This is a genomic window from Pseudomonas sp. KBN12P06040, assembly GCF_037574965.1.
Taxonomy (GTDB): domain Bacteria; phylum Pseudomonadota; class Gammaproteobacteria; order Pseudomonadales; family Pseudomonadaceae; genus Pseudomonas; species Pseudomonas aeruginosa.
The window spans coordinates 914,464-939,409 of the sequence record NZ_JBBELS010000001.1 but is presented as its reverse complement, the minus strand read 5'-3'; the positions used below and the strand labels follow the sequence as shown (position 1 = coordinate 939,409).

Annotated in this window: 23 protein-coding genes; 16 read left to right on the top strand and 7 right to left on the bottom strand. The window is 67.4% G+C overall.

Annotated elements, in window-relative coordinates:
- Positions 1-123 precede the first annotated feature (123 nt).
- Both VQ067_RS04395 and VQ067_RS04390 read right to left on the bottom strand, forming a co-directional pair.
- Positions 124-1,314: a sugar transporter gene (locus tag VQ067_RS04395; RefSeq protein WP_033990641.1), complete on the bottom strand. Its 1,191-nt coding sequence runs from the start codon at positions 1,312-1,314 to the stop codon at positions 124-126.
- Between the two features lie 153 nt (positions 1,315-1,467).
- Entirely contained in the window at positions 1,468-1,977 is a 510-nt protein-coding gene (locus VQ067_RS04390) for a GNAT family N-acetyltransferase (RefSeq protein WP_003118200.1), read from the bottom strand.
- A 419-nt stretch (positions 1,978-2,396) separates the two neighbouring features.
- Here VQ067_RS04390 and ppnN point away from each other — a divergent pair, with 419 nt between their 5' ends.
- The 4 genes from ppnN (at position 2,397) to VQ067_RS04370 (ending at position 7,348) form a co-directional block, all read left to right on the top strand.
- On the top strand, positions 2,397-3,782 hold the full coding sequence (gene ppnN, locus VQ067_RS04385; protein WP_003093432.1) for a nucleotide 5'-monophosphate nucleosidase PpnN: 1,386 nt from the start codon (positions 2,397-2,399) through the stop codon (positions 3,780-3,782).
- A gap of 117 nt (positions 3,783-3,899) precedes the next feature.
- Entirely contained in the window at positions 3,900-4,487 is a 588-nt protein-coding gene (locus tag VQ067_RS04380) for a biliverdin-producing heme oxygenase (protein WP_003132314.1), read from the top strand.
- A gap of 27 nt (positions 4,488-4,514) precedes the next feature.
- A complete protein-coding gene (gene bphP / locus VQ067_RS04375; RefSeq protein WP_033990642.1) occupies positions 4,515-6,701 on the top strand; it encodes a bacteriophytochrome BphP in 2,187 nt (728 codons plus the stop codon).
- Positions 6,702-6,778: 77 nt separating this feature from the next.
- Positions 6,779-7,348 carry a COG3904 family protein gene (locus VQ067_RS04370; RefSeq protein ID WP_003093439.1) on the top strand — a complete coding sequence of 190 codons (570 nt, stop codon included), beginning with the start codon at positions 6,779-6,781 and terminating at the stop codon, positions 7,346-7,348.
- 110 nt (positions 7,349-7,458) lie between these two features.
- Here VQ067_RS04370 and VQ067_RS04365 read toward each other — a convergent pair whose 3' ends face one another.
- Together VQ067_RS04365 and hpaA are read right to left on the bottom strand one after the other, a co-directional pair.
- Positions 7,459-8,265, bottom strand: a complete 807-nt coding sequence (locus tag VQ067_RS04365) for an aminoglycoside O-phosphotransferase APH(3')-IIb (protein WP_003113011.1) — start codon at positions 8,263-8,265, stop codon at positions 7,459-7,461.
- Positions 8,266-8,316: 51 nt separating this feature from the next.
- Entirely contained in the window at positions 8,317-9,228 is a 912-nt protein-coding gene (hpaA, locus tag VQ067_RS04360; RefSeq protein ID WP_003093443.1) for a 4-hydroxyphenylacetate catabolism regulatory protein HpaA, read from the bottom strand.
- Between the two features lie 219 nt (positions 9,229-9,447).
- Here hpaA and VQ067_RS04355 point away from each other — a divergent pair, with 219 nt between their 5' ends.
- The 8 genes from VQ067_RS04355 (at position 9,448) to hpaI (ending at position 16,849) form a co-directional block, all read left to right on the top strand.
- Positions 9,448-10,107, top strand: a complete 660-nt coding sequence (locus tag VQ067_RS04355) for a fumarylacetoacetate hydrolase family protein (RefSeq protein ID WP_033957069.1) — start codon at positions 9,448-9,450, stop codon at positions 10,105-10,107.
- A 10-nt stretch (positions 10,108-10,117) separates the two neighbouring features.
- Positions 10,118-10,897 (top strand): fumarylacetoacetate hydrolase family protein, encoded by a 780-nt coding sequence (locus tag VQ067_RS04350; RefSeq protein WP_003110132.1) that lies wholly within the window; start codon positions 10,118-10,120, stop codon positions 10,895-10,897.
- Positions 10,894-12,354 (top strand): 5-carboxymethyl-2-hydroxymuconate semialdehyde dehydrogenase, encoded by a 1,461-nt coding sequence (gene hpaE / locus VQ067_RS04345; RefSeq protein WP_003093448.1) that lies wholly within the window; start codon positions 10,894-10,896, stop codon positions 12,352-12,354. The genes VQ067_RS04350 and hpaE overlap by 4 nt, the downstream gene beginning before the upstream one ends.
- Before the next feature lie 131 nt (positions 12,355-12,485).
- Positions 12,486-13,409, top strand: coding sequence for a 3,4-dihydroxyphenylacetate 2,3-dioxygenase (gene hpaD / locus VQ067_RS04340; protein ID WP_003093449.1), 924 nt, complete (start codon positions 12,486-12,488; stop codon positions 13,407-13,409).
- 10 nt (positions 13,410-13,419) lie between these two features.
- Positions 13,420-13,812 carry a 5-carboxymethyl-2-hydroxymuconate Delta-isomerase gene (locus VQ067_RS04335; protein ID WP_003093450.1) on the top strand — a complete coding sequence of 131 codons (393 nt, stop codon included), beginning with the start codon at positions 13,420-13,422 and terminating at the stop codon, positions 13,810-13,812.
- Between the two features lie 92 nt (positions 13,813-13,904).
- Complete coding sequence (locus VQ067_RS04330; protein ID WP_317951672.1) at positions 13,905-15,209, top strand: MFS transporter; 1,305 nt, start codon at positions 13,905-13,907, stop codon at positions 15,207-15,209.
- 17 nt (positions 15,210-15,226) lie between these two features.
- The gene (gene hpaH, locus VQ067_RS04325) at positions 15,227-16,030 is read left to right on the top strand and encodes a 2-oxo-hept-4-ene-1,7-dioate hydratase (protein WP_009313325.1); all 804 of its coding nucleotides are present in this window, start codon (positions 15,227-15,229) and stop codon (positions 16,028-16,030) included.
- Between the two features lie 12 nt (positions 16,031-16,042).
- Complete coding sequence (hpaI, locus tag VQ067_RS04320) at positions 16,043-16,849, top strand: 4-hydroxy-2-oxoheptanedioate aldolase (protein WP_003110125.1); 807 nt, start codon at positions 16,043-16,045, stop codon at positions 16,847-16,849.
- A gap of 81 nt (positions 16,850-16,930) precedes the next feature.
- Here hpaI and VQ067_RS04315 read toward each other — a convergent pair whose 3' ends face one another.
- A complete protein-coding gene (locus tag VQ067_RS04315) occupies positions 16,931-17,419 on the bottom strand; it encodes a DUF934 domain-containing protein (RefSeq protein WP_003093457.1) in 489 nt (162 codons plus the stop codon).
- Positions 17,416-19,089: a nitrite/sulfite reductase gene (locus VQ067_RS04310; RefSeq protein WP_003110124.1), complete on the bottom strand. Its 1,674-nt coding sequence runs from the start codon at positions 19,087-19,089 to the stop codon at positions 17,416-17,418. Before VQ067_RS04310 ends, VQ067_RS04315 begins: the two co-directional genes overlap by 4 nt.
- 105 nt (positions 19,090-19,194) lie before the next feature.
- On the opposite strand from VQ067_RS04310, the gene ccoG reads away from it, so the two are divergent.
- From ccoG to VQ067_RS04290, 4 genes are all read left to right on the top strand, one after another.
- On the top strand, positions 19,195-20,916 hold the full coding sequence (gene ccoG, locus VQ067_RS04305) for a cytochrome c oxidase accessory protein CcoG (protein WP_074241042.1): 1,722 nt from the start codon (positions 19,195-19,197) through the stop codon (positions 20,914-20,916).
- Positions 20,917-21,013: 97 nt separating this feature from the next.
- Entirely contained in the window at positions 21,014-22,429 is a 1,416-nt protein-coding gene (gene mapR, locus VQ067_RS04300) for a GntR family transcriptional regulator MpaR (RefSeq protein ID WP_003101248.1), read from the top strand.
- A 263-nt stretch (positions 22,430-22,692) separates the two neighbouring features.
- Positions 22,693-24,120 (top strand): cytochrome-c oxidase, cbb3-type subunit I, encoded by a 1,428-nt coding sequence (ccoN, locus tag VQ067_RS04295; protein ID WP_003093467.1) that lies wholly within the window; start codon positions 22,693-22,695, stop codon positions 24,118-24,120.
- An 83-nt stretch (positions 24,121-24,203) separates the two neighbouring features.
- Positions 24,204-24,446 (top strand): hypothetical protein, encoded by a 243-nt coding sequence (locus VQ067_RS04290; protein ID WP_003093468.1) that lies wholly within the window; start codon positions 24,204-24,206, stop codon positions 24,444-24,446.
- Between the two features lie 15 nt (positions 24,447-24,461).
- Here the strand turns inward: VQ067_RS04290 and hpaR are convergent, their stop codons facing one another.
- Positions 24,462-24,884, bottom strand: coding sequence for a homoprotocatechuate degradation operon regulator HpaR (gene hpaR, locus VQ067_RS04285; RefSeq protein ID WP_003093470.1), 423 nt, complete (start codon positions 24,882-24,884; stop codon positions 24,462-24,464).
- Positions 24,885-24,946 lie beyond the last annotated feature (62 nt).

The window sequence follows — 24,946 nt, the reverse complement described above, 5'->3', positions numbered from 1 at the left end:
TATTCCGTCCCTGCGCCGGCCCGGCGCGGGGCAATCCCGCACTCCCTGCGCCTTTTCGTCACAGAAGACTAGATCAAGCGGGCGGATTCCTCCGCCGAATCATCCGGGCCAGTGAATGAGCACTCACAACGACGTGGTTTTCAGCGCCTCCGCGTAGCGCAGTGCGGCGAACAGGGCGAGCAGCAGGCCGGCCAGTGCCAGCGCGGCGCCGACGTTGCCGATCGAGGCCAGGCCCATGCGTTCGCTGACCACGCTGCCGAGCAGCGCGCCGGCGCCGATGCCGACGTTGTACAGGCCGGAGAACAGCGCCATGGCCACGTCGGTGGCGTCCGAGGCGAGGCGCAGGACGCGGGACTGCTGGGCCAGGCCGAAGCACATGATCGACATGCCCCAGAGCAGGCTGAGCGCCATCAGCCAGGTCGGCTGCGCGGACAGCGGCAACAGCAGCGCCAGGCTGCTGCCCAAGACGAGGATCGCGGCCAGCAGGAAGCCTCGCGGGAAAGCCTCGCTGTAGCGGCTGAAGAGGATCGAACCGAAGATCCCGGCGCCGCCGAACAACAGCAGCAGCAGGGTGGTCGCCTCGCCGCTCATCCGCGCCACCTGCTTGGCGAAGGGCTCGATGTAGCTGTAGGCGGTGAACTGGGCGCTGATCACCACCACGGTCAGCACGTACAGGCAAACCAGCGCCGGGCGTCGGAACAGCATCGGCAGGCTGCGCAGGGAACCGGAGTTCTGGCTTGGCAGCAGCGGCAGGGAGCGCGCCAGGTAGAGCAGGGTCAGCACCGAGAGTCCGGCGATGGCCATGAAGGTGGTACGCCAGCCCAGGGCCTCGCCGACCACCCGCCCCAGCGGGATGCCCAGGACCATCGCCAGGGTGGTGCCGGTGGCCAGCAGCCCTAGCGCCTTGGCCTGCTGTCCCGGCGGCGCCACGCGCACCGCCAGCGAAGCGGTGATGGCCCAGAACACCGCGTGGGCGAAGGCAATGCCGATCCGGCTGAGCATCAGCACCTGGAAGCTCCAGGCCAGCCCGGACAGCACGTGGCTGGCGATGAACAGCAGGAATACCCCGACCAGCAGCTTGCGCCGCTCGATATTGCGGGTCAGCAGCATCATCGGCAACGAGGCCAGCGACACCACCCAGGCATAGATGGTCAACATCAGGCCGACCTGCGAGGTGGGCATCTCGAAGCTGTGGCCGATGTCGCTGAGCAGGCCGACCGGGACGAACTCCGTGGTGTTGAAGATGAAGGCGGCCAGGGCCAGGGCGATCACGCTCAGCCAGCTGCCGCTGCGGGTTTCGGAGGTGCTGTCCATGGGGCGTTCGGTTCCGGAGCAGGGGGCGGACGGGCAGGTCCCGCGACCCTCGCCACGCACGACGGAAAACGCCCCGGACGCAAGGGTCCGGGGCGGCGATGTGCGTTGGATGGTCGTTATAGGTATTGGAGGGAACTGCCGAATCCCGCGATTCTACGCCGGGACGCCGTGCGCTGCACGCCCGCCCGGCGCTCCGGCGACCGTCCCGGAGCGATGGGACGGCTCCGGCAGCATCAGGCAGGCCATCGTCTCGCCCCAGGGCGCGAGGCCCTGTTCGACGAAGCCGGCGTCCCGATAAAGCTGGCGGGCCACGTCGTTGTCGACGGCGTAGGCGACCATCAGGCGATCGCTGCGCCGCCTCGTCCGGCGCACGCTGGCGATGATCCGTTGCAGGGCGGCGCGGCCATGCCCCTTGCCCTGGTAGCGGCGGTCGATCATCAGGCGGTAGAGCCAGTAGTGGCCGTCGTCGGCGTCGGGGCCGTAGAGGGCGAAGCCGACCATGCGCCCGCCGTGGTGGATGCCGACCGCGCGGAACCCCGGCAGGAAGCGGCTCTGGGCCAGCGAATAGAGGTTGGAAGCGACGAAGTGCGCCTGGTGGCGGGCGACCTTCAGGTCAATGCAGGTTTCCCAGTCGTCGCGGGTGATGGTTCTGAGTTCGATCATGGATGACAGGCTCTTGGAAAAAGGAGGAAAGAAAGTCGCTAGGTACGCTGCTGGACTGTTCATACGACATGCTTCGTTCCTCCCTTTGACTGGCCGAGCATCCGGCGGAAACGCAACGATATCAGGAGAAGAGTCGATTATCCCAGCCGATGCCGGATCTTTTCGTCCACGGCTAGTGGCAGGATTTCCCCGCTGCCAGGCCGGCGACAGATAAATTCGAGATTTTCCTTGTCAGATCAGTCAGGTTCTCGCTATTACATTTAACCAAGACCCTGGAGCCAAGCCCCAGCGCACGGTTGCCTCGTCGCCCCACTCCGACGGCTGATCGCCCTCTCCCCCGGCACGCAACCTGCCCGGCGCTCCCTTATCCGGATGCCGCGGTTCTTCTACGCCGCCGCATCCCCTGCATGGAATCGCACATGTCTCATCGCCCTGTGATCAACGCCTCGGTCAGTCCGAAAGGCACGCTGGAAACCCTCTCCCAACGCGAAGTGCAACAACTGAGCGAAACCGCCAACGGCAAGACCTACCAACTGTTCCGCCAGTGCGCCCTGGCGATCCTCAATACCGGCGCCCACAGCGACAACGCCAAGACCATCCTCGACGCCTACAAGGACTTCGAGGTGCGTATCCACCAGCAGGACCGAGGCGTGCGCCTGGAGCTGATCAACGCGCCGGCCGACGCCTTCGTCGATGGCGAGATGATCGCCAGCACCCGCGAGATGCTGTTCAGCGCCCTGCGCGACATCGTCTACACCCAGAGCGGGCTGGACAGCCAGCACGTCGACCTGGACAGCTCCCAGGGCCTCACCGACTACGTCTTCCAGCTGCTGCGCAACGCCCGTACGCTGCGCCCCGGCGTCGAGCCGAAGATCGTCGTGTGCTGGGGCGGCCACTCGATCAGCAGCGAGGAATACAAGTACACCAAGAGGGTCGGCCACGAACTCGGCCTGCGCAGCCTGGATGTCTGCACCGGCTGCGGACCGGGGGTGATGAAGGGGCCGATGAAGGGCGCCACCATCAGCCACGCCAAGCAGCGCATCGTCGGCGGCCGCTACCTGGGCCTGACCGAGCCGGGGATCATCGCCGCCGAGGCGCCGAACCCGATCGTCAACGAACTGGTGATCCTGCCGGACATCGAGAAGCGCCTGGAAGCCTTCGTCCGCGTCGGCCACGGGGTCATCATCTTCCCCGGCGGCGCCGGGACCGCGGAGGAGTTCCTCTACCTGCTGGGCATCCTCATGCACCCGGACAACCAGGACCTGCCCTTCCCGGTCATCCTCACCGGTCCCCGCAGCGCCGAAGCCTACCTGCAGCAGCTCCATGAATTCGTCGGGGCGACCCTCGGCCATGCGGCGCAGCGCCACTACCGGATCGTCATCGACGACCCGGCCGAGGTGGCCAAGCAGATGGCCCAGGGCCTGAAGGAAGTGAAGCAGTTCCGCCGCGAGCGCAACGACGCCTTCCACTTCAACTGGATGCTGAAGATCGATGAAAGCTTCCAGCGCCCGTTCGAGCCGACCCACGAGAACATGGCCAGCCTCCAGCTCAGCCGCAGCCTGCCGCCCCACGAACTGGCGGCCAACCTGCGCCGCGCGTTTTCCGGGATCGTCGCCGGCAACGTCAAGGACAACGGCATCCGCATGATCGAGCAATACGGGCCCTACGAGATCCACGGCGACCCGGCGGTGATGCTGCCGCTGGACCGCCTGCTGCAGGCCTTCGTCAAGCAGCACCGGATGAAGCTGCCCGGCGGCGCGGCCTACGTCCCCTGCTACCGGGTGGTGCAGACCGAGGCGGCCTGAGCGCGCCCGCTCCGGCATCCCTGCGCCACGCGCGGGGATGCCCATTTATTCCGAGCCGGGCGTACGGCTTCCTGCTACTCTTTTCCGTTCATGCCTCGAATCGCTGGCCCTGACCTCATGTCCCCATCTCCATCGCCAGCCCTCGCCGCACTCCGCGACGCCACCCGTGACCTGCACGCAGAACTGGACCGCCGTTCGCCGTTGGGCGACGACGATCTCGACGACCGCGCCTACCTCGACCATGCCGGACGTATCCTTGGCTGGCTGGAGCCTCTGGAGCGCGCGCTGCGCGACAACCGCAGCGGCTGGCCGGCGGCGCTGCGGGCCGACGCGCGGCTGGTCAAGAGCGCCTGGCTGGAAAGCGACCTGCTGGCCGGCGGCATGAGCCGCGCGCAGGTGGAGGCGCTACCGCGCTGCGCCGACCTGCCGAATGCGACACGGGCCGCGGAGGTCTTCGGGGTGGCCTACGTGATGGAAGGCGCGACGCTGGGCGGCGCGTATCTCTACAAACGACTAGCTCCACGCCTGCCCGGTCTGCCGCTACAGTGGTTGCGGGGCTACGGCCAGGCAACCGGGGTGCGCTGGCAGGAGTTTCTCGAACAGCTCGCCCGGCAGATCGACAGCCCCGAAGCCATCGGCCTTGCGCAGGATGCGGCACAGGCTACATTCCTTTCGTTTCGTCGATGGGTTCTCGACGAAGCCTGACTGCCTGGAGACCAGGCTGGACGATAGATGACGAGCATCACCCCGGTTACCCTGGCGAACTGCGAGGACGAACCCATCCACGTGCCTGGCGCGATCCAGCCGCACGGGGCGCTGATCGCCCTGCGCGCGGACGGCATGGTCCTCGCGGCAAGCGAGAACATCCAGGCGCTACTGGGTTTCGTCGCCTCGCCGGGTTCCTACCTGACGCAGGAGCAGGTGGGGCCGGAGGTCCTGCGCATGCTCGAAGAGGGACTGACCGGCAACGGCCCATGGTCGAACAGCGTCGAGACGCGGATCGGCGAACACCTGTTCGACGTGATCGGCCACAGCTACAAGGAAGTGTTCTACCTGGAGTTCGAGATCCGCACCGCGGACACGCTGTCGATCACCTCCTTCACCCTCAACGCCCAGCGCATCATCGCCCAGGTCCAGTTGCACAACGACACCGCCAGCCTGCTCAGCAACGTCACCGACGAACTGCGCCGGATGACCGGCTACGACCGGGTGATGGCCTACCGTTTCCGTCATGACGACTCCGGCGAGGTGGTCGCCGAGAGCCGTCGCGAAGACCTCGAAAGCTACCTGGGGCAACGCTACCCGGCCTCGGACATCCCGGCCCAGGCGCGTCGCCTGTACATCCAGAACCCGATCAGGCTGATCGCCGACGTGGCCTATACGCCGATGCGCGTGTTTCCCGCGCTGAACCCGGAGACCAACGAATCGTTCGATCTCAGCTACAGCGTGCTGCGCAGCGTTTCGCCGATCCACTGCGAATACCTGACCAACATGGGCGTGCGCGCCTCGATGAGCATCTCCATCGTGGTCGGCGGCAAGCTCTGGGGACTGTTCTCCTGCCATCACATGTCGCCCAAACTGATTCCCTACCCGGTGCGCATGTCGTTCCAGATCTTCTCCCAGGTCTGCAGCGCCATCGTCGAGCGCCTGGAGCAGGGGCGTATCGCCGAACTGCTGCGCGTGTCCACCGAGCGCAGGCTGGCCCTGGCTCGCCGCGCGCGGGACGCCGACGACCTGTTCGGCGCACTGGCCCACCCGGACGATGGCATCGCCGCACTGATTCCCTGCGACGGCGCCCTGGTCATGCTCGGCGGCCGCACCTTGAGCATCCGCGGCGACTTCGAGCGCCAGGCCGGGAATGTCCTGCAACGCCTGCAGCGCGACCCGGAACGGGACATCTACCACACCGACAACTGGCCGCAGCCCAGCGAGGACTCTCCGGACGGCGGCGACTGCTGCGGTGTGCTGGCGATCCGTTTCCACCGCCAGGAATCGGGCTGGATCTTCTGGTTCCGCCACGAGGAAGTGCACCGCATCCGCTGGGGCGGCAAGCCGGAAAAGCTGTTGACCATCGGCCCCTCCGGCCCGCGGCTGACCCCGCGCGGCTCGTTCGAGGCCTGGGAGGAAGTGGTCCGCGGCCACTCCACGCCCTGGAGCGAAACCGACCTGGCGATCGCCGAAAAGCTGCGCCTGGACCTGATGGAACTGTGCCTCAACCATGCGGCCGAGGTCGACCGCATGCGCCAGCGCCTGATCGCGGTGCTCGGCCACGACCTGCGCAACCCGTTGCAGTCGATCTCCATGGCGGCGGCCCTGCTGTCCTCCAGCGACACCCGCACCACCGAACTGCGCCAACACATTTCCGCGTCCAGCAGCCGCATGGAACGGCTGGTCAGCCAGATCCTCGACATGAGCCGCCTGCAATCGGGCATCGGCCTCACCGTGAACCCGGTCGACACCGACGTCTCGCAACTGGTGCAGCAGATCGTCTGCGAAACCGACGTCGCCTATCCCGGCCTGGTGATCGAGATCGCCATCGACCCGCGGGTTCGTGCCGTGGTCGACCCGGACCGCTACGCCCAGGTCGCTGCCAACCTGCTGAGCAACGCCCGTCATCACGGCCTGCCCGGCCGGCCGGTGCTGGTCACCCTGACCCGCCAGGGCGACGAGGTGTGCCTGAGCGTGCTCAACGAAACCAGCGGCCTCTCCGAAGCGCAGCTGGCCAACCTGTTCGAACCGTTCAAGCGCGAGTCGGCGGACAACCAGCGCAACCGCAACGGCCTCGGTATCGGCCTGTACATCTCCCAGGCCATCGCCCAGGCCCACCAGGGGCGTATCGACGTGGACTGCCGCGACGACGTCATCACCTTCTGCCTGCGCCTGCCGGTGCGCCAGGCGGAGACCGGCTCCTCGTCCTGACGACGAGGACCGTGCACAATGCAACGCTTGCAGGTATCTTCGGCAGCCATCGCCGTCTGACAGGATCGCCCCGTTCCATGCCCCGCCTCCGCCTCCGGACCGTCCTCGCCTGCCTCGCCGTGTTCTGCGCGACTCCCGCACTGGCCAGGGTCGAAGTGCATTCGCTGCAACACAAGAGCATGGGGCGGGTGCTGACGGTCCGCGTCTCGGAGGAGATCGCGCCGGGCGACTACGAAACGCTGCTCAAGGGTTTGCGCAACAATCCGGGAACCTACTCGCGCAAGCTGCTCCTGCTGAACAGCATCGGCGGCAGCGTGCCGGAGGCGATCCGCATGGGCCGCCTGCTGCGCGAATCCGGCTTCGACGCGCTGGTGCCGTCGAGCAGCGTCTGCCAGGGCACCTGCGTCTACCTGCTGGCAGCCGGCAAGCGCAAGACCGTACGCGGCTACGTCGGCCTGCACCGCCCCTACTACGCCCACGGCGACTCGCTGCACTCGCGCTCGGCCAACGGCATGCGCTACGACTCCGCCGCCTACTTCCGCGAAATGGATATCCCCAGCACCTTGGTACAGGCCATGCAAAGCACCGATCCCAAACGGATGCGCGTGCTTTCGGCGAAGGAACTGGCGCAGTACCGGCTGAACTGAGCCGGCGACTCTACGGAGCAGTCAAGAAAAGACGCGATGGCGGGTGCCGTCGTACCCCGTTTCCGTGCAAAGACAGGCCGAATCCGCACCGGATCCGAACCGGCCCTACTCTAGAAGAACTCGTCCAATAGCCTGAAGTACGCCAGCCGTTCGCCGTCGATATCGCCGCCGTATTCGACGAGGAAGGCCTCGGCCCAGGCCGCGCCGAGTTCGGCCTCGATGTCCCGCGCGGCCAGGGCCAGGTCCTGGTGCCGGTCGGCGACGCCGAGCCGCCCGCAATCGATGAAGCCGCTGAAGCGCCGCCCCTCCGCCAGCAGATTTGGCAGGCAGGCGTCGCCATGGGCGACCACCAGGTCTTCGACCGCCGGACGCCGGTCGAGCAGCAGGCGGTACAGCTCCGTGGCGCTGCGACCGCGATGGTCGTCGTCGAAGTCCGCCTCGTCCACCAGCCCGGCCTCGACCCGCTGGCGCACGGTGTCCAGACGCCGTTCCAGGCGATGGTCGAAGGGACAGGCGGCCGGATCGAGATCGTGCAGCCGGCGCAGGGCGGCGGCCACCAGGCGCACCAGGCGCTCGGGCTCCAGCTCGCCGCGCTGCGCCAGCGCGGACAGCGTGTCCCCCGGCACTGCGCTCATCAGCAGCCATTGCCGGCCGTCGCTCTGGGTTTCGTTCAGCACCTGCGGGCAATCGATGCCGGCACCGTGCAGCCAGCGCAGGCGGGCGATTTCGGCGGGCAGCTCGGCATGTGCGGACAGCACTTCCTGCTTGACGAACAGGGTCGGCCGCCGCGCAGCCTCCAGGCGGTGGACCGTGGCTGCGGAACATCCTTCGCCCTGCCCTCGCCAGCGGTAGCCGGCAAGGTAGTCGGCCCAGGTTGAGGGAGCCTGCGGCGGCATGGAGGTGGCTGCATCATGCATGGAGAAACGCTTCCTGTTCGAGTGGGAGCGCGAGTATACCCGCCCACCCGCTCAGCGACGGGACTCCCCGTCGGCCTGTCGCTGGCGGTAAGCGCTGGGGGTAAGCCCTGCGTAACGCACGAAGAAACGACTGAAGTAGGCCGGGTCCTTGAAGCCGAGCTGGTAGCAGATCTCGTTCACCGAGCCGCCGGTGAACAGCAGCAGGCGCTTGGACTCCTGCATAAGCCGTTCGTACACCAGGCGCTTCGACGGCAGGTCGGCGATGCGCCGGCAGACGTCGTTGAGGCGCGCCTCGGTGACGCCGATCCGGCTGGCGTAGAGCGACAGCGGCCAGTGCTCGGCATAGCGCTCCTCGATCAGCGCGTTGAAGCGCTGGAAGATCTGCAGGTCTTCGTGGCGCATCGGCCGCGCAGCCACCGAATTGGCCGAGAGACGCAGCAGGCTGATCATGACCAGGCGGGTCAGCGCCAGCAGCGTCTGCTGGCGGCCGGGACGGCTGGCCATCGACTCGCTGCGCAACTGCTCGAAGAGCAGCGCCAGGCGCGCCGCCTCCTCGGCCGCGCCGCCCTCCAGGTTGCCCAGCGCCACACAGGCCGGCGCCACCTGCGGGCCGGGCGCCAGGCCCGGCTCGGCCTCGGTGAGGCTCCACACCAGTTGCTGGCGCACGGTCAGCACATGGCCATCGGCGTCCGCCTCGGTGACGAAGGCGTGCGGCACGGTCGGCGGGGTGAGGAAGAACATCGGCCCCGACTCCAGGTACTGGCGCTCGTCGAGATAGACCCGCACCGCGCCGTTCTTCACGTAGTGCACCTGGAAGAAACGGTCGTGCCGGTGCGCCGGCATGTTACGGCCGAAGAATCCGGCCAGGTTGCCCAGCGCATCGTAGTGCACCTCGGCGTCGGCATAGCGCTGGTCGTAGACCTGCCCAATGTTGATGTTGGGGATCGGCTGGCGCTCTGGCATGGCGATCTTCTCTTTGTTGTTCTTCCCGGCTGCGCACGCAAGCCGTCGCGGGCATCCGTATACCGCAGACGGCGCCTCTTGCCACCTCCCCGGGACGAATGGCGCAGCAGCCGGGGTTGACGATCATTAACATGTTAAATATAACGTTAACACATTAACGAGTTTTCGCCAGGACGGCCCCCTCGCCGTTCGCTTATCGCGCCAGGAGACACCACCACAATGAGCCGCGCACTGAATGACGTCGCCGCCGGCACCCTGTTCGGCGTCGCGCTGAACTACAAGGGCCTGCTCGACAGCCGCCTGCCGGAGTTCCAGCAGCCGCCCTACCAGAAGCCGCCGGTGAAGCCGGTGTTGTTCATCAAGACACCGAATACCCGCAACGAGCACGACGCCCCGGTGCTCTTCCCGCGCGGCGTCGAGCGCCTGCAACCGGGCCCGGCGCTGGGCGTGGTGATCGCTCGCGACGCCAGCCGGGTGAAGGAGGAAGAGGCCATGGCGCATGTCGCCGGCTACGTGATCGTCAACGAGTTCAGCCTGCCGGAAGACAGCTACTACCGTCCGGCGGTGAAAGCCAAGTGCCGCGACGGCTTCTGCCCGTTCGGTCCGCAACTGGTGCCGGCGCAAGAGATCGCCGATCCCCATGCGCTGGAGCTGAAGCTGTACATCAACGGCGAACTGCGCCAACGCAACAACACCGCCAACCTGGTGCGCGACATCCCGCGGCTGATCGCCGAGATCAGCGAGTTCATGACCCTGCACGCCGGCGACGTGCTGATCACCGGCACCCCCGAAGGGCGCGTCGACGTGCATCCCGGCGACCGCGTCGAGGTCGAGATCGACGGCCTCGGCCGCCTCGCCAACAGCATCGTCGCGGAATGAGGAACCGACCATGAAACACGCACGCATCCGCTACCAGGGCCGGGTTCACCAGGTCACCGTGGAAGACGCCAACGCCGTCCGCCTGGCCGACGGCACCCTGCTCGCCGAGGACCGGGTGGAGTGGCTGCCGCCGGCCACCGGGAGCATGTTCGCCCTCGGCCTGAACTACGCCGACCATGCCGCCGAACTGTCGTTCAAGGCGCCCAGCGAACCGCTGGCGTTCATCAAGTCGCCGGGCACCTACACCGGCCACCGCCAGGTCAGCTGGCGTCCGGACAACGTCGACTACATGCACTACGAGTGCGAACTGGTGGCGGTGATCGGCAAGCCGGCGCGCAACGTCCGCCGCGAGGACGCCCTCGGCTACCTGGCCGGCTACACGGTGTGCAACGACTACGCGATCCGCGACTACCTGGAGAACTACTACCGGCCCAACCTGCGGGTGAAGAACCGCGACGCCACCACCCCGGTGGGGCCGTGGATCGTCGACGCGGCCGAGGTTCCCGAGCCGAACCGGCTGACCCTGCGCACCTGGGTCAACGGCGAGCTGCGCCAGGAAGGCAGCACCGCGGACATGATCTTCGACATTCCCTACCTGATCGAATACTTCTCCAGCTTCATGACCCTGCAGCCGGGCGACATGATCGCCACCGGCACCCCGGAAGGCCTGTCCGACGTGGTCCCCGGCGACGAAGTGGTGGTGGAGGTGGAAGGCGTCGGTCGCCTGGTCAACCGAATCGTCAGCGAGGCCGAATTCTTCCGCGCCCGCGCACAGGAGCACGCAGAATGATCAAACACTGGATCAATGGCCGCGAGGTCGAAAGCAAGGACGTCTTCGAGAACTACAACCCGGCCACCGGCGAGCTGATCGGCGAGGTCGCCAGCGGCGGCGCGGCGGAAATCGACGCGGCGGTGGCGGCGGCCCGGGAAGCCTTCCCGAAATGGGCCAATACCCCGGCCAAGGAGCGCGCGCGCCTGATGCGCCGGCTCGGCGAGCTGATCGACCGGAACGTGCCGCACCTGGCGGAACTGGAGACCCTCGACACCGGCCTGCCGATCCACCAGACGAAGAACGTGCTGATCCCGCGCGCCTCGCACAACTTCGAGTTCTTCGCCGAAGTCTGCACGCGGATGAACGGGCACAGCTATCCGGTCGACGACCAGATGCTCAACTACACCCTGTACCAGCCGGTGGGCGTCTGTGGCCTGGTCTCGCCGTGGAACGTACCGTTCATGACCGCCACCTGGAAGACCGCGCCGTGCCTGGCGCTGGGCAACACGGCGGTGCTGAAGATGTCCGAGCTGTCGCCGCTGACCGCCAACGAGCTGGGCCGCCTGGTGCACGAGGCGGGCATTCCGCCGGGGGTGTTCAACGTGGTCCAGGGCTACGGCGCCAGCGCCGGCGACGCGCTGGTTCGCCACCGCGACGTGCGCGCGGTGTCCTTCACCGGCGGCACCGCCACCGGGCGACGAATCATGGAGGCGGCCGGCATCAAGAAATACTCGATGGAGCTGGGCGGCAAGTCGCCGGTGCTGGTCTTCGAGGACGCCGACCTCGAGCGGGCGCTGGACGCCGCGCTGTTCACCATCTTCTCGCTGAACGGCGAGCGCTGCACCGCCGGCAGTCGCATCTTCGTCCAGGAAAGCGTCTACCCGCAGTTCGTCGCCGAGTTCGCCGCGCGCGCCAGGCGCCTGATCGTCGGCGATCCGCAGGACCCGAAGACCCAGGTCGGCTCGATGATCACCCAGGCCCACTACGACAAGGTCACCGGCTACATCCGCATCGGCCTCGAGGAAGGCGCCACCCTGGTGGCCGGCGGCCTGGAGCGTCCGACCGGCCTGCCGGCGCACCTGAGCAAGGGGCAGTTCATCCAGCCCACGGTGTTCGCCGACGTGGACAACCGCATGCGCATCGCCCAGGAGGAGATCTTCGGCCCGGTGGTCTGCCTAATCCCGTTCAAGGACGAAGCCGAGGCGCTGCGCCTGGCCAACGACGTGGAATACGGCCTGGCCTCCTACATCTGGACCCAGGACATCGGCAAGGCCCATCGCCTGGCACGCGGCATCGAGGCCGGGATGGTCTTCATCAACAGCCAGAACGTGCGCGACCTGCGCCAGCCGTTCGGCGGGGTGAAGGCCTCGGGCACCGGACGCGAAGGCGGGGAATACAGCTTCGAGGTATTCGCCGAGATCAAGAACGTGTGTATATCCATGGGCAGCCATCACATCCCCCGCTGGGGCGTGTAGGGCGCGCTCGTGCAGAGCGGCCGCCCGAGGCCGCCAGCAGCGCCGGCGTGCAGACACAATCAGAAGAATCCGGGCGAGCCGCCAGCGGCCGCGCCCGCTGCCAGGCCCAACGGGCCACCAGGAGAATCGTCATGGGCAAAGTCGCTCTGGCTGCCAAGATCACCCACGTACCCTCGCTGTACCTGTCCGAGCTGCCCGGCCCGCGCCACGGCTGCCGCCAGCCGGCGATCGACGGGCACCGCGAGATCGGCCGGCGCTGCCGCGAACTGGGGGTCGACACCATCGTGGTGTTCGACACCCATTGGCTGGTCAACGCCGGCTACCACATCAACTGCGCGCCGCACTTCGAGGGGCTCTACACCAGCAACGAGCTGCCGCACTTCATCGCCAACATGGAGTACGGCTTCCCCGGCAACCCGGAGCTGGGCCGCATCCTCGCCGAAGGCTGCAACGCGCTCGGCGTGGAGACCCTGGCCCACGACGCCACTACCCTCGGCCCGGAGTACGGCACCCTGGTACCGATGCGCTACATGAACCAGGACCGCCACTTCAAGGTGGTCTCGGTCTCCGCCCTGTGCACCGTGCATTACCTGAACGACAGCGCGCGCCTGGGCTGGGCCATGCGCAAGGCGGTGGAAGAGCACTACGACGGCACGGTGGCGTTCCTCGCCAGCGGCTCGCTGTCCCACCGCTTCGCCCAGAACGGCCAGGCGCCGGACTTCTCCGACCGCATCTGGAGCCCGTTCCTTGAGGTCCTCGACCATGAAGTCGTGCAGATGTGGCAGGAAGGCCGCTGGGCGGAATTCTGCGGGATGCTCCCGGAGTACGCCTCCAAGGGCCATGGCGAAGGCTTCATGCACGACACCGCGATGCTCCTCGGCGCCCTCGGCTGGTCGGCCTACGACGGCAAGGCGGAGGTGGTGACGCCCTACTTCGGCTCTTCCGGCACCGGGCAGATCAACGCGGTATTCCCGGTCACCGCCCAGGACGGCTCGGCGATCCCCGCCGCCCAAGCCGGCAACCCGGCCGGCGCCAGTTGCGCCAGCCGCCTCTGAGGACGCCGCCATGCCGCACTTCATCGCCGAATACACCGACAACATCGAAGCCGAAGCCGACCTGCCCGGCCTGTTCGAGAAGGTCCACGCCTGCCTTGGCGCCAGCGGCGTGTTCCCGCTCGGCGGCATCCGCAGCCGCGGCGTGCGCCTGGACACCTGGCGCATGGCCGACGGCAAGCACGACTACGCCTTCGTCCACATGACCCTGAAAGTCGGCGCCGGTCGCGACCTGGAGACTCGCCGGCAAGTCGCCGAGGCACTTTTCGAGGTGATCACCGCGCACTTCGCCGAGCTCCAGGCGCGACGCCTGCTGGCGCTGTCCTTCGAACTCACCGAACTGGACGCGGAGCTGAACTACAAGCGCAACAACGTGCATGAATTCCTGAACAACCCGGCGGACTGACCGGCCCGCCATAACGCTGCACTCACCCAGCTCGCCTCCCGGCCACCGACAGATCGCCGGGACGTCCGGGCGCTCACAAAAAGTACAAGATCATGAGCACAGCCAGCACCCTGAACAGCACCACCCTGCCTCTCAGCGACAGCACCCACGACCGCGTCACCTGGCGGCTGATGCCGCTGCTGCTGGTGTGCTACGTCTTCGCCCATCTGGAGCGCATCAACATCGGTTTCGCCAAATTGCAGATGAGCGCCGACCTGCACTTCAGCGACACCGTCTACGGTCTCGGCGCCGGGCTATTCTTCATCGCCTATGCGCTGTTCGGCCTGCCCAGCAACCTGATGCTGGAACGGATCGGCCCGCGCCGCTGGATCGCCTGCCTGATGCTGGTCTGGGGCTGTCTCTCCACCGCCATGCTGCTGGTGGAGACCGCGCGCGGCTTCTACCTGCTGCGCTTTCTCCTGGGGGTCGCCGAGGCCGGCTTCTTCCCCGGTATCCTGGTCTACCTGAACCGTTGGTTCCCGGCGCGCCGACGCGGGCAGATCACCGCCCTGTTCGCCATCGCCGTGCCCATGGCCGGGGTGATCGGCGGACCGCTTTCGGGCTGGATCCTAGAAGGCTTCCATGACGCCCTCGGACTGCGCGGCTGGCAGTGGATGTTCCTGATCGAAGGCCTGCCGGTTGTGTTGCTCGGCGTGGTGGTCTGGTGCTCGCTGCCGGAAAGCTTCGAACGGGTGACGTGGCTCAGCGACGAACAGAAGCACCTGCTGCGCGAGGAACTGGCCGGCGAGGAGCAGCGCAAGACCATCACCTCCTTCTCCGGCATCTTCAGCAATCCGCAGGTGTGGCTGCTGGTGGCGATCTATTTCGCGGTGATGCTGGCGGTGAACACCATCGCGTTCTGGATGCCGAGCCTGATCCACGGCGCCGGCATCGCCCAGGACAGCCGCATCGGCATGCTCAGCGCGGTGCCCTATCTCGCCGGCTGCGCCTTCATGATCTTCATCGGCCGTTCCTCCGACCGCCTGCGCGAGCGCCGCTGGCACCTCGGCATTCCGTTGCTGATGGCCGCCGCCGGGCTCAGCCTGGCGGCCCTGGCGCCGACCAGCGCCTGGCTGGTGATGGGCGGCCTGGTGATCGCCGGGATGGGCGCCAGCGCCGCCCTGCCGATGTTCTGGCAACTGCCGCCGGCCTTCCTTTCCAGCACCACCCTGGCCGCCGGAATCGCCCTGATCAGTTCCTTCGGCAGCATCGCCGCCTTCCTCGCGCCCTACCTGATCGGCTGGATGCGCGACACCACCCAGAGCGCCAGCCTGGCCCTGTACCTGCTGGCCATCCTCATCGCCCTCGGCGCCGGCCTGGTCCTGCGGACCCCCGCCGCCGTGGTCAACCCACGCTGAACCGAGAGACCCCGACCATGCTCGATCCCCGTCTGATCCAGGAAGCCGCCAACCGCCTCGACGCCGCCGAACGCTCGCGCCAGCAGGTAAGGCAGTTCTCCCTCGACTACCCGGACATCGCCATCGAGGACGCCTACGCCATCCAGCGCGCCTGGGTCGAGCGCAAGATCGCCGACGGGCGCGTGCTCAAGGGCCACAAGATCGGCCTGACCTCGCGCGCCATGCAGGTCTCGTCGAACATCAGCGAACCGGACTACGGCTCGCTGCTCGACGACATGTTCTTCGAGGAGGGCAGCGACATCCCCTTCCAGCGCTTCATCGTGCCGCGGGTCGAGGTGGAGCTGGCGTTCATCCTCGGCAAGCCGCTGAAGGGACCGGGCTGCACCCTGTTCGACGTGCTCGAGGCCACCGAGTGGGTGATCCCGGCGCTGGAAATCATCGATGCGCGCATCCAGCAGGTCGACCCGCAAACGAAAGTCACGCGCAAGGTCTTCGACACCATCTCCGACAACGCCGCCAACGCCGGCGTGGTGATGGGCGGCCGGGCCGTGCGGCCAGGCGATATCGACCTGCGGCGGGTACCGGCGATCCTCTACCGCAATGGCGTGATCGAGGAGTCTGGCGTCTCCGCCGCGGTGCTCAACCACCCGGCCAAGGGCGTCGCCTGGCTGGCCAACAAGCTGGCGCCCTACGGCGTCTGCCTGGAGGCCGGCCAGGTGATCCTCGGCGGCTCCTTCACCCGCCCGGTGGCGGCCGCGCCGGGGGACACCTTCCACGTCGACTACGACCTGCTCGGCAGCATCTCCTGCCGTTTCGTCTGAGGAGGCATTTCCATGGACCTGCCCGTCAATCGCTTCAAGCAACGCCTGCGCAGCGGCGAGGCGCAGATCGGCCTGTGGCTCGGCCTGGCCGATCCCTACTGCGCGGAGCTGGCCGCCAACGCCGGCTTCGACTGGCTGCTGCTGGACGGCGAGCACGCGCCCAACGACCTGCGCAGCCTGCTCGGCCAGTTGCAGGCGCTGGCGCCCTACCCCGGCCAGCCGGTGATTCGCCCGGTGCAGGGCGACACCGCGCTGATCAAGCAATTGCTCGACATCGGCGCACAGACCCTGCTGGTACCGATGGTCGACAGCGCCGCCCAGGCCGAAGGCCTGGTGCGCGCCGTGCGCTATCCGCCGGCGGGCGTGCGCGGGGTCGGCAGTGCGCTGGCCCGGGCTTCGCGCTGGAACAGCGTGGCGGAATACCTGGACCACGCCGACGAGCAGATGTGCCTGCTGGTCCAGGTGGAAAACCTGGAGGGCCTGGCCAACCTCGACGCGATCGCCGCTGTCGAGGGTGTCGACGGCGTGTTCATCGGTCCGGCCGACCTCAGCGCAGCCATGGGCCATCGCGGCAATCCCGGCCATCCCGAGGTGCAGGCGGCCATCGAGGACGCCATCCGCCGCATCCGCGCGGCCGGCAAGGCCGCCGGCATCCTCTCCGCCGACGAGGCGCTGGCGCGGCGCTACCTGGAGCTGGGCTGCGCGTTCGTCGCGGTGGGCGTGGACACCAGCCTGCTGATGCGTTCGCTGCGCGAGCTGGCGGGGCGCTTCAAGGGCGGCGCGACGGCGCCGTCCGCCAGTTCCTCGATCTACGGCTGAGGGGCGCGCCTCGCTCCCGCTGCGGGAGAGGGGCCAGGTCGGCGTTGCGGCAGGTATCGGCGTCGGTCCGGGGGCGTATGCCTAGCGTCGGCGGAACAACGGTCGCGGCTCGATCGCCGAGCGGCCGTAGAGCACGCTCAAACCCGCCAGCCCCTTGAGCGCGTCCTCGACGTTCTTGTCCTCGCGCACCGCGAAGGCATCGAAGCCGCACTGGCGCATATGGCTGAGCTGGTCGCGCAACACGTCGCCCACTGCGCGCAACTCGCCGCTCCAGCCCAGGCGCACGCGCAGCAGGTAGGCCAGGCTGTAGCCACGCCCATCGCGGAAGCTGGGGAAGTCGACGGCGATCAGCGGCAGCTCGGCGAAGTGCGGCAGCAAGGCCTCCACCTCATCGTCCGGCGCCAGCCAGGGCGCGGCGGCTCCGGCCTCGCCGCGGCGCTCCAGCCAGGCCGCCAGAGGCAGCAGCAACGGCCCCGGCGGCAACGCGTCGGGCAACTCGCGCAGGAGTTGCCAGGGATCGTCGCGGCAGACCTCGGCGACGCCATCGCGCAAACGGATCAGGTTGTTCATGCCGGTTCCTCCATCCTGGCGTAGACCCGGGCCTTGAACGGCTCCAGGCCGACCCGGTTGAAGGTGTCGATGAAACGTTCCGGGCCGACCCGCAGGTCGGTGAAGGTTTCGACGATCCGTTCGATCACCGCCGGCACCTCGGCGGCGCTGAACGATGGCCCGATCACCTTGCCCAGCGCGCTGTCCTTGCCCTGGGCGCCGCCGAGGGTGACCTGGTACCACTCGCTGCCGTTCTTGTCGACGCCGAGGATGCCGATGTTGCCGATGTGGTGGTGGCCGCAGGCGTTCATGCAGCCGGAGATGTTCAGGCTCAGCTCGCCGATGTCGTGCAGGTGGTCGAGGTCCTCGAAGCGCTGCTGGATGCCCTGGGCGATGGGGATCGACTTGGCGTTGGCCAGCGCGCAGTAGTCGCCGCCGGGACAGGCGATGATGTCGCTGAGCAGGCCCTGGTTAGGCGTGCCGAGGCCGGCTGCGCAGGCCTCGCGCCACAGCGCGTGGAGGTTCTCCAGGCGCACGTCGGGGAGCACCAGGTTCTGTTCGTGGGCCACGCGGATCTCGCCGAAACCGTAGCGCTCGGCCCAGTCGGCGACGCGTTCCATCTGCTCCGCGGTGACGTCGCCCGGCGGCGCGCTGGCGCCGGGCTTGGTCGACAGCACCACCGAGGCGTAGCCCGGCACCTTGTGCGCCTGGACGTTGCGCGAGGCCCAGCGGGCGAAGGCCGGATCGACCGCACGGGCGCTGCCGTAGGCCAGCTCGCCGCCGGCCGGCGGCAGGTAGCGCGGCAATACGAAGCGCTCGGCGACCCGCTGGCACTCCTCGGCAGTCAGTTGTGCCGGGCCGTCGCGCAGGTGCTGCCACTCTTCCTCCACCTCGCGGGCGAAAGCCTCGATGCCCAGCGCCTTGACCAGGATCTTGATCCGCGCCTTGTACTTGTTGTCGCGCCGGCCGTGGCGGTTGTAGACCCGCAGGATCGCCTCGACGTAGGACAGCAGGTGCTGCCAGGGCAGGTCGTCGCGGATCACCTGGCCGAGCATCGGCGTGCGTCCCAGGCCACCGCCGACCAAGACCCGCAGGCGCAACCCGCCGGCGTCGGGGTGGCGGTAAAGGTACAGGCCGATGTCGTGCATCTGCACCGCGGCGCGGTCTTCCACCGCCGAACTGAGGGCGATCTTGAACTTGCGCGGGAGGAACAGGAACTCCGGGTTCACCGTCGACCACTGGCGCAGGATCTCGGCCAGCGGCCGGGGGTCGGTCCATTCGTCCGCGGCGACCCCGGCGAAGGCTTCGGTGGTGATGTTGCGCACGCAGTTGCCGGAGGTCTGGATCGCGTGCATCTGCGCGCCGGCGAGGTGTTCGAGGATATCGCCGACCTGCTCCAGTTCGATCCAGTTGAACTGGATGTTCTGCCGCGTGGTGAAGTGCCCGTAGCCGCGGTCGTAGTGCCGGGCGACGTGCGCCAAGGCGCGCAGTTGCGGCGCCGACAGGGTGCCGTAGGGAATCGCCACGCGCAGCATGTAGGCGTGCTTCTGCAGGTACAGGCCGTTCTGCAGGCGCAGCGGGAGGAACTCCTCCTCGCTCAGTTCGCCGTCGAGGCGGCGGGCGATCTGGTCGCGGAACTGCGCCACCCGCTCGCTCACCAGCGCCTGGTCGTATTCATCGTACTGGTACATCGCAAAGCCCTCATCGACAGGGTTTCTCCACCGATGACGGGCAGGGTGGGTGGCGAAGAAACCGGGGACCGGCTGCGCCCCTGTTTCTGGCGACAGGATGGGCCGGTGTTCACTGGCACCCACTATCGCCCGCGTACAGACAGCGAAACAGCGGCAGATTCCGCCGAAAAAAACACATCAGATGGCCGACGACGGCGAATTCGCGCCGCCTGCGACCGGTTGCCACGGGGTGCATATCTGTACTGCCGGAGGACGCCCGGTAACCCGCGGCAATGCTGGGCCGCTGCTTTCCGGAGGCATCTGATATGGTTTTTCCCGCTCAATCTGCCGCTGTTTCGCCCATCAGCCGGTTCCTATAGTCGCAACCGCCTCTCCAGCCTGATGGGCCTACGAAAAATGAGCGAAAGAATTCCCGCGATCCAGGTCGAGCCCGCCGTACCGGCCGCTCCGTCGAAACAGCCGCCCGCGCCCGGCAAGCTGCCGTCGGCGGTGAACGGCCCGATCTACACCCGCAGCTTCACCGGTCTGTTCCGCAACTTCCGCCGCCTCGGCGGCGGCCTGCTGTTCCTGCTGTTCTTCGGCACCCTGTGGCTGAACTGGAACGGCCGCCAGGCGGTGCTCTGGGACCTGCCCGAGCGCAAGTTCTACATTTTCGGCGCGACCTTCTGGCCGCAGGACTTCATCCTGCTCTCGGCGCTGCTGATCATCGCCGCCTTCGGCCTGTTCTTCATCACCGTGTTCGCCGGCCGCGTCTGGTGCGGCTATACCTGCCCGCAGAGCGTATGGACCTGGGTGTTCATGTGGTGCGAGAAGGTCACCGAGGGCGACCGCAACGCGCGGATCAAGCTCGACCAGGGTCCGGCGAGCGCCGCCAAGCTCTTGCGCAAAACGGCCAAGCACGCGCTGTGGCTGGGTGTGAGCCTGGTCACGGCGGTCACCTTCATCGGCTACTTCACTCCGGTACGACCGCTGGTGGCCGACCTGTTCAGCTTCCAGCTGGACCTGGAAAGCCTGTTCTGGGTGCTGTTCTTCACCGCCGCCACCTATGTCAACGCCGGCTGGCTGCGCGAGCAGGTGTGCATCCACATGTGCCCCTACTCACGCTTCCAGAGCGTGATGTTCGACAAGGACACCCTGATCGTGTCCTACGACGCCGCCCGCGGCGAATCCCGCGGCGCCCGCAAGAAAGGCAGCGATCCGCGCGCCCAGGGGCTCGGCGACTGCATCGATTGCCAGCAGTGCGTGCAGGTCTGCCCCACCGGCATCGACATCCGCGACGGCCTGCAGATCGCCTGCATCGGCTGCGCCGCCTGCGTCGACGCCTGCGACTCGATCATGGACAAGATGGGCTATGAACGCGGCCTGGTGCGCTACACCTCGGAACGCGCCCTGGAAGGTGGCCAGACCCGTTTCCTGCGTCCACGCCTGGTCGGCTACGCGGCGGTGATGCTGGCGATGATCGGCGCCTTCGTCGTCGCCCTGGATGCCCGCCCGCTGGCCTCGCTGGACGTGACCCGCGACCGTGGGCTGTTCCGCGAGAACGCCGCCGGGCAGATCGAGAACATCTACACCCTCAAGGTCATCAACAAGACCCAGCAGCCGCAGCGCTATCGCCTGCAACTCGACGACGCACCGGAGTTCCGCCTGCAGGGCGAGCACACCCTGAGCCTGAAGCCCGGCGAGATCCTCGACTTCCCGGTGTCGGTGGCCTCTACCGCCGAACGCGCCAGGGCCGGCTCGCAACCGCTGGCGTTCAGCCTGCGCGGCATCGACGACCCGAGCCTGGCGGTCGGCAGCACCAGCACCTTCGTTTCGCCGGCGCGCTGAGGAGGCCGCGATGAGGCATGACAACACGGTCCCGGCGCGCATAGAGTGGGCGCCAGCGGCCGTGCCCACGGCCAGCCAGGACAGCGGCCAGGACAAGATGAAGCGCTACGAGAAATTCGCCGACGAGATTGCCGAGCTGATCCGCACCGGCGTCCTCGCCCCCGGGCAGAAGGTGCCCTCGGTACGGCACGCCAGCCGTACCTACGGGGTCAGCGCTTCAACCGTGTTCCAGGCCTACTACCTGCTGGAAAGCCGTGGGCTGATCATGGCCCGCGCACGCTCCGGCTACTTCGTCTGCCAGCACGTGCAGCGGCCGCTGCCGGAGCCGGAGATCAGCCCGCGCCAGGCCGACGCCACCGAGGTCGACGTCAGCGAGCTGGTGTTCTCCGTACTCAGTTCGATCAAGGACCCGGACACCGTGCCCTTCGGCTCGGCGTTCCCCAGTCCGCAACTGTTTCCCCTGCCGCGCCTGGCGCGCTCGATGGCCCACGCGGTGCGCGACATGGACCCGCAGTCGGTGGTCGCCGACATGACGCCGGGCAACCATGGCCTGCGCCGGCAGATCGCCCTGCGCTACATGGTCGGCGGCCTGCTGCTGCCGGTGGAAGAATTGGTCATCAGCAACGGCGCGCTGGAGGCACTCAACCTCTGCCTGCAGGTGGTCACCCGTCCCGGCGACCTGGTGGCCATCGAGGCGCCGGCGTTCTACGCCACCCTGCAGGTGCTGGAACGGTTGAAGCTGAAGGCGGTGGAAATCCCCGTGCATCCGCGCGAAGGCATCGACCTGGAAGTGCTCGCCGACAGCCTGGAGCGCCTGCCGATCAAGGCCTGCTGGTTCATGAGCAACTTCCAGAACCCGATGGGCGCGAGCATGGACGACGAGAAGAAACGCGCCCTCGCCGAGCTGCTGGCGCGCCACCAGGTGCCGATGATCGAGGACGACGTGTACGCCGAACTGTACTTCGGCCAGCAGGCGCCGAAACCGGTCAAGGCCTACGACCAGGAAGGCCTGGTGATGCACTGCAGTTCCTTCTCCAAGAGCCTGGCGCCGGGCTACCGGGTCGGCTGGGTGGCCGGCGGACGCTACGCCGAGCAGATCGAGCGACTGAAGCTGATGACCAGCCTGTCGGCGTCGATCCCGGCCCAGGCGGCCATCGCCGACTATCTCCAGCACGGCGGCTACGACCGCCACCTGCGCAAGCTGCGCTACGCCCTGGAGACCCAGCAGAACGCCATGCTCGCGGCGGTGGCGCGTTACTTCCCCGAGCAGACCCGGGTCAGCCGTCCCAGCGGCGGCTACTTCCTCTGGCTGGAGTTGCCCGAGGCGGTCGACTCGCTGCGCCTGTTCCAACTGGCCCTGGCCCAGGGCATCAGCCTCGCCCCGGGGCCGATCTTCTCCGCCACCCGCCGCTTCGCCCATTGCGCCCGGCTCAACTACGGGCACCCGTGGAGCGCGCGGCAGGAGAAGGCGATGGAGACCCTCGGGCGGATCGCCCAGTCGCTGGCGGGATGACGCCCCGCAGACGGAAAGCCACCCCGGCGTAGGGCGGATAACCGCGCGCGGTCATCCGCCATGATCGGCTCGCGTCCCCCATCCCGGTATGCGCCGCCGCCCTGCGCGAACGCCTTCCCCCGCCCCATCTGATACCCAAATTCCATATCGACCTGAAGCTGTTTTACCCCCGCCCCAGCCCTTAGATTGCAGGCTCCGGCCGGCGCCCCGTCTCCCCCCTCGACGGCGGTCGCCGGCTGTTCATTTCTTTCGGGACTGTACAGATGAACAAAGCAACGACGGAACCTGCCTACAACTACAAGGTGGTTCGCCAGTTCGCCATCATGACCGTGGTATGGGGCGTGATCGGCATGGGGTTGGGCGTACTGATCGCCTCGCAACTGGTCTGGCCCCAGATGAACTTCGACCTGCCCTGGACCAGCTTCGGCCGCCTGCGGCCGCTGCATACCAACCTGGTGATCTTCGCCTTCGGCGGCTGCGCGCTGTTCGCCACCAGCTACTACACGGTGCAGCGCACCTGCCAGGTACGCCTGTTCTCCGACACCCTGGCCGCCTTCACCTTCTGGGGCTGGCAGGCGGTGGCGGTGATCCTGCTGGTCAGCCTGCCGCTGGGCAACACCACCACCAAGGAATACGCCGAGATCGAGTTCACCGGCGCGATCTGGCTGGCGATCGTCTGGGTCGCCTACGCGGTGGTGTTCTTCGGCACCCTGATCAAGCGCAAGGTCAAGCACATCTATGTCGGCAACTGGTTCTTCGGCTCGTTCATCCTGACCACCGCGATGCTGCACATCGTCAACCACATGTCGCTGCCGGTGAGCTGGTTCAAGTCCTACTCGATGTACTCCGGCGCCACCGATGCCATGGTCCAGTGGTGGTACGGGCACAACGCCGTAGGCTTCTTCCTGACCACCGGCTTCCTCGGCATGATGTACTACTTCGTGCCCAAGCAAGCCGGGCGCCCGGTCTACTCCTACCGGCTGTCCATCGTCCACTTCTGGGCGCTGATCACCCTGTACATCTGGGCCGGCCCGCACCACCTGCACTACACCGCGCTGCCGGACTGGGCGCAGTCGCTGGGCATGGTGATGTCGCTGATCCTCCTGGCGCCGAGCTGGGGCGGCATGATCAACGGCATGATGACCCTCTCCGGGGCCTGGCATAAGCTGCGCGACGACCCGATCCTGCGCTTCCTGGTGGTGTCCCTGGCGTTCTACGGCATGTCCACCTTCGAAGGCCCGATGATGGCGATCAAGACCGTCAACGCCCTCTCCCACTACACCGACTGGACCATCGGCCACGTCCACGCCGGCGCCCTCGGCTGGGTCGCGATGATCACCATCGGCTCGCTCTACCACCTGATTCCCAAGGTCTACGGGGTCGAGAAGATGCACAGCGTCGGCCTGATCAATGCGCACTTCTGGCTGGCCACCATCGGCACCGTGCTGTACATCGCCTCGCTGTGGGTCAACGGCATTACCCAGGGCCTGATGTGGCGCGCGGTCAACGAGGACGGCACGCTGACCTACTCCTTCGTCGAGTCGCTGGTGGCCAGCCATCCGGGCTTCATCGTGCGCCTGGTCGGTGGCGGGTTCTTCCTCACCGGCATGCTGCTGATGAGCTACAACACCTGGCGCACGGTACGCCAGGCGCGCCCGGAAGGAATCCTCGCGGCGGCCCGCATGGCCTGAGCCGCGACAGCGCGTCCCTTCCCTTCCCGAGCCTCGCCCGCCACGCTGCGGGCAAGGCTCGACAGCCGACGAGGAGAATCATCATGGAATTCAGCTGGAGCGAGATCCTGCTGGAGCTGCTGGCGGTCGCCGTGCTGTTCTTCGGCGTGCATTGGAGCCTGCGCCACGCCAAGACCCTGGACCAGGCGAGCATGCTGCCGTTCGCCGACGACGAGGAGGTGGCCCGCCGGGTCGAGCGGGAAACCGGCAGGAGCCGCACCGGCTGCGGCTGTCCCGGTCGCTGCCAGGGCGACTGCCGGCACTGGGACAAGAATTGGCCGGCATGACGCCGGCCAGTCGCTTCAGGGCTTTATCTTCTTCAGCTCGTTGAGCAGTTCCAGCAACTGCGCGAGCTTTTCCTCGCCGAACCGCTCCTGGATGCGCTGGTAGTTCTTCTCCATGTCGCCGCTCATGGAGACGAAGCACTGCTGGCCCTTTTCCGTCAGGTTCACGTAGACCCGCCGCTGGTCCTTGGGCGCCTTCCAGCGCCGGACGATGCCGTCGCGCTCCAGGCGCGCCAGCACGCCGGTCATGCTCGGGCGCAGGATGCAGGCCTGGTTGGCCAACTGGTAGCTCTCCATCTCGCCCTGCTGGCGCAGGATGCGGATCACCCGCCACTGCTGCTCGGTGAGGCCGTGCTGGTTGAGGGAGGGGCGGAAGAAACTCATCGCGGCTTCGCGAGCCTGCAACAGGGTCAGGGTCAGGGAGGGTCTTGGCGTTGACATAGGGTCCGAGCTTGGATGACTGGTTTCGAAAGTGCAGAAGAGTAGCGGAAAAAACACAGGCT

Excerpts from the sequence above, each read along its gene's own strand:
- VQ067_RS04335 (WP_003093450.1), top strand. The coding sequence starts at position 13,420 with ATGCCGCACTTCATCGCCGAATACACCGACAACATCGAAGCCGAAGCC.
- VQ067_RS04355 (WP_033957069.1), top strand. The coding sequence starts at position 9,448 with ATGAGCCGCGCACTGAATGACGTCGCCGCCGGCACCCTGTTCGGCGTC.
- hpaR (WP_003093470.1), bottom strand. The coding sequence starts at position 24,884 with ATGTCAACGCCAAGACCCTCCCTGACCCTGACCCTGTTGCAGGCTCGC.
- ccoN (WP_003093467.1), top strand. The coding sequence starts at position 22,693 with ATGAACAAAGCAACGACGGAACCTGCCTACAACTACAAGGTGGTTCGC.
- ppnN (WP_003093432.1), top strand. The coding sequence starts at position 2,397 with ATGTCTCATCGCCCTGTGATCAACGCCTCGGTCAGTCCGAAAGGCACG.
- hpaD (WP_003093449.1), top strand. The coding sequence starts at position 12,486 with ATGGGCAAAGTCGCTCTGGCTGCCAAGATCACCCACGTACCCTCGCTG.
- VQ067_RS04350 (WP_003110132.1), top strand. The coding sequence starts at position 10,118 with ATGAAACACGCACGCATCCGCTACCAGGGCCGGGTTCACCAGGTCACC.
- VQ067_RS04395 (WP_033990641.1), bottom strand. The coding sequence starts at position 1,314 with ATGGACAGCACCTCCGAAACCCGCAGCGGCAGCTGGCTGAGCGTGATC.
- VQ067_RS04310 (WP_003110124.1), bottom strand. The coding sequence starts at position 19,089 with ATGTACCAGTACGATGAATACGACCAGGCGCTGGTGAGCGAGCGGGTG.
- bphP (WP_033990642.1), top strand. The coding sequence starts at position 4,515 with ATGACGAGCATCACCCCGGTTACCCTGGCGAACTGCGAGGACGAACCC.
- VQ067_RS04365 (WP_003113011.1), bottom strand. The coding sequence starts at position 8,265 with ATGCATGATGCAGCCACCTCCATGCCGCCGCAGGCTCCCTCAACCTGG.
- VQ067_RS04370 (WP_003093439.1), top strand. The coding sequence starts at position 6,779 with ATGCCCCGCCTCCGCCTCCGGACCGTCCTCGCCTGCCTCGCCGTGTTC.
- hpaE (WP_003093448.1), top strand. The coding sequence starts at position 10,894 with ATGATCAAACACTGGATCAATGGCCGCGAGGTCGAAAGCAAGGACGTC.
- VQ067_RS04380 (WP_003132314.1), top strand. The coding sequence starts at position 3,900 with ATGTCCCCATCTCCATCGCCAGCCCTCGCCGCACTCCGCGACGCCACC.
- VQ067_RS04290 (WP_003093468.1), top strand. The coding sequence starts at position 24,204 with ATGGAATTCAGCTGGAGCGAGATCCTGCTGGAGCTGCTGGCGGTCGCC.
- VQ067_RS04315 (WP_003093457.1), bottom strand. The coding sequence starts at position 17,419 with ATGAACAACCTGATCCGTTTGCGCGATGGCGTCGCCGAGGTCTGCCGC.
- VQ067_RS04330 (WP_317951672.1), top strand. The coding sequence starts at position 13,905 with ATGAGCACAGCCAGCACCCTGAACAGCACCACCCTGCCTCTCAGCGAC.
- hpaI (WP_003110125.1), top strand. The coding sequence starts at position 16,043 with ATGGACCTGCCCGTCAATCGCTTCAAGCAACGCCTGCGCAGCGGCGAG.
- hpaH (WP_009313325.1), top strand. The coding sequence starts at position 15,227 with ATGCTCGATCCCCGTCTGATCCAGGAAGCCGCCAACCGCCTCGACGCC.
- hpaA (WP_003093443.1), bottom strand. The coding sequence starts at position 9,228 with ATGCCAGAGCGCCAGCCGATCCCCAACATCAACATTGGGCAGGTCTAC.
- VQ067_RS04390 (WP_003118200.1), bottom strand. The coding sequence starts at position 1,977 with ATGATCGAACTCAGAACCATCACCCGCGACGACTGGGAAACCTGCATT.
- mapR (WP_003101248.1), top strand. The coding sequence starts at position 21,014 with ATGAAGCGCTACGAGAAATTCGCCGACGAGATTGCCGAGCTGATCCGC.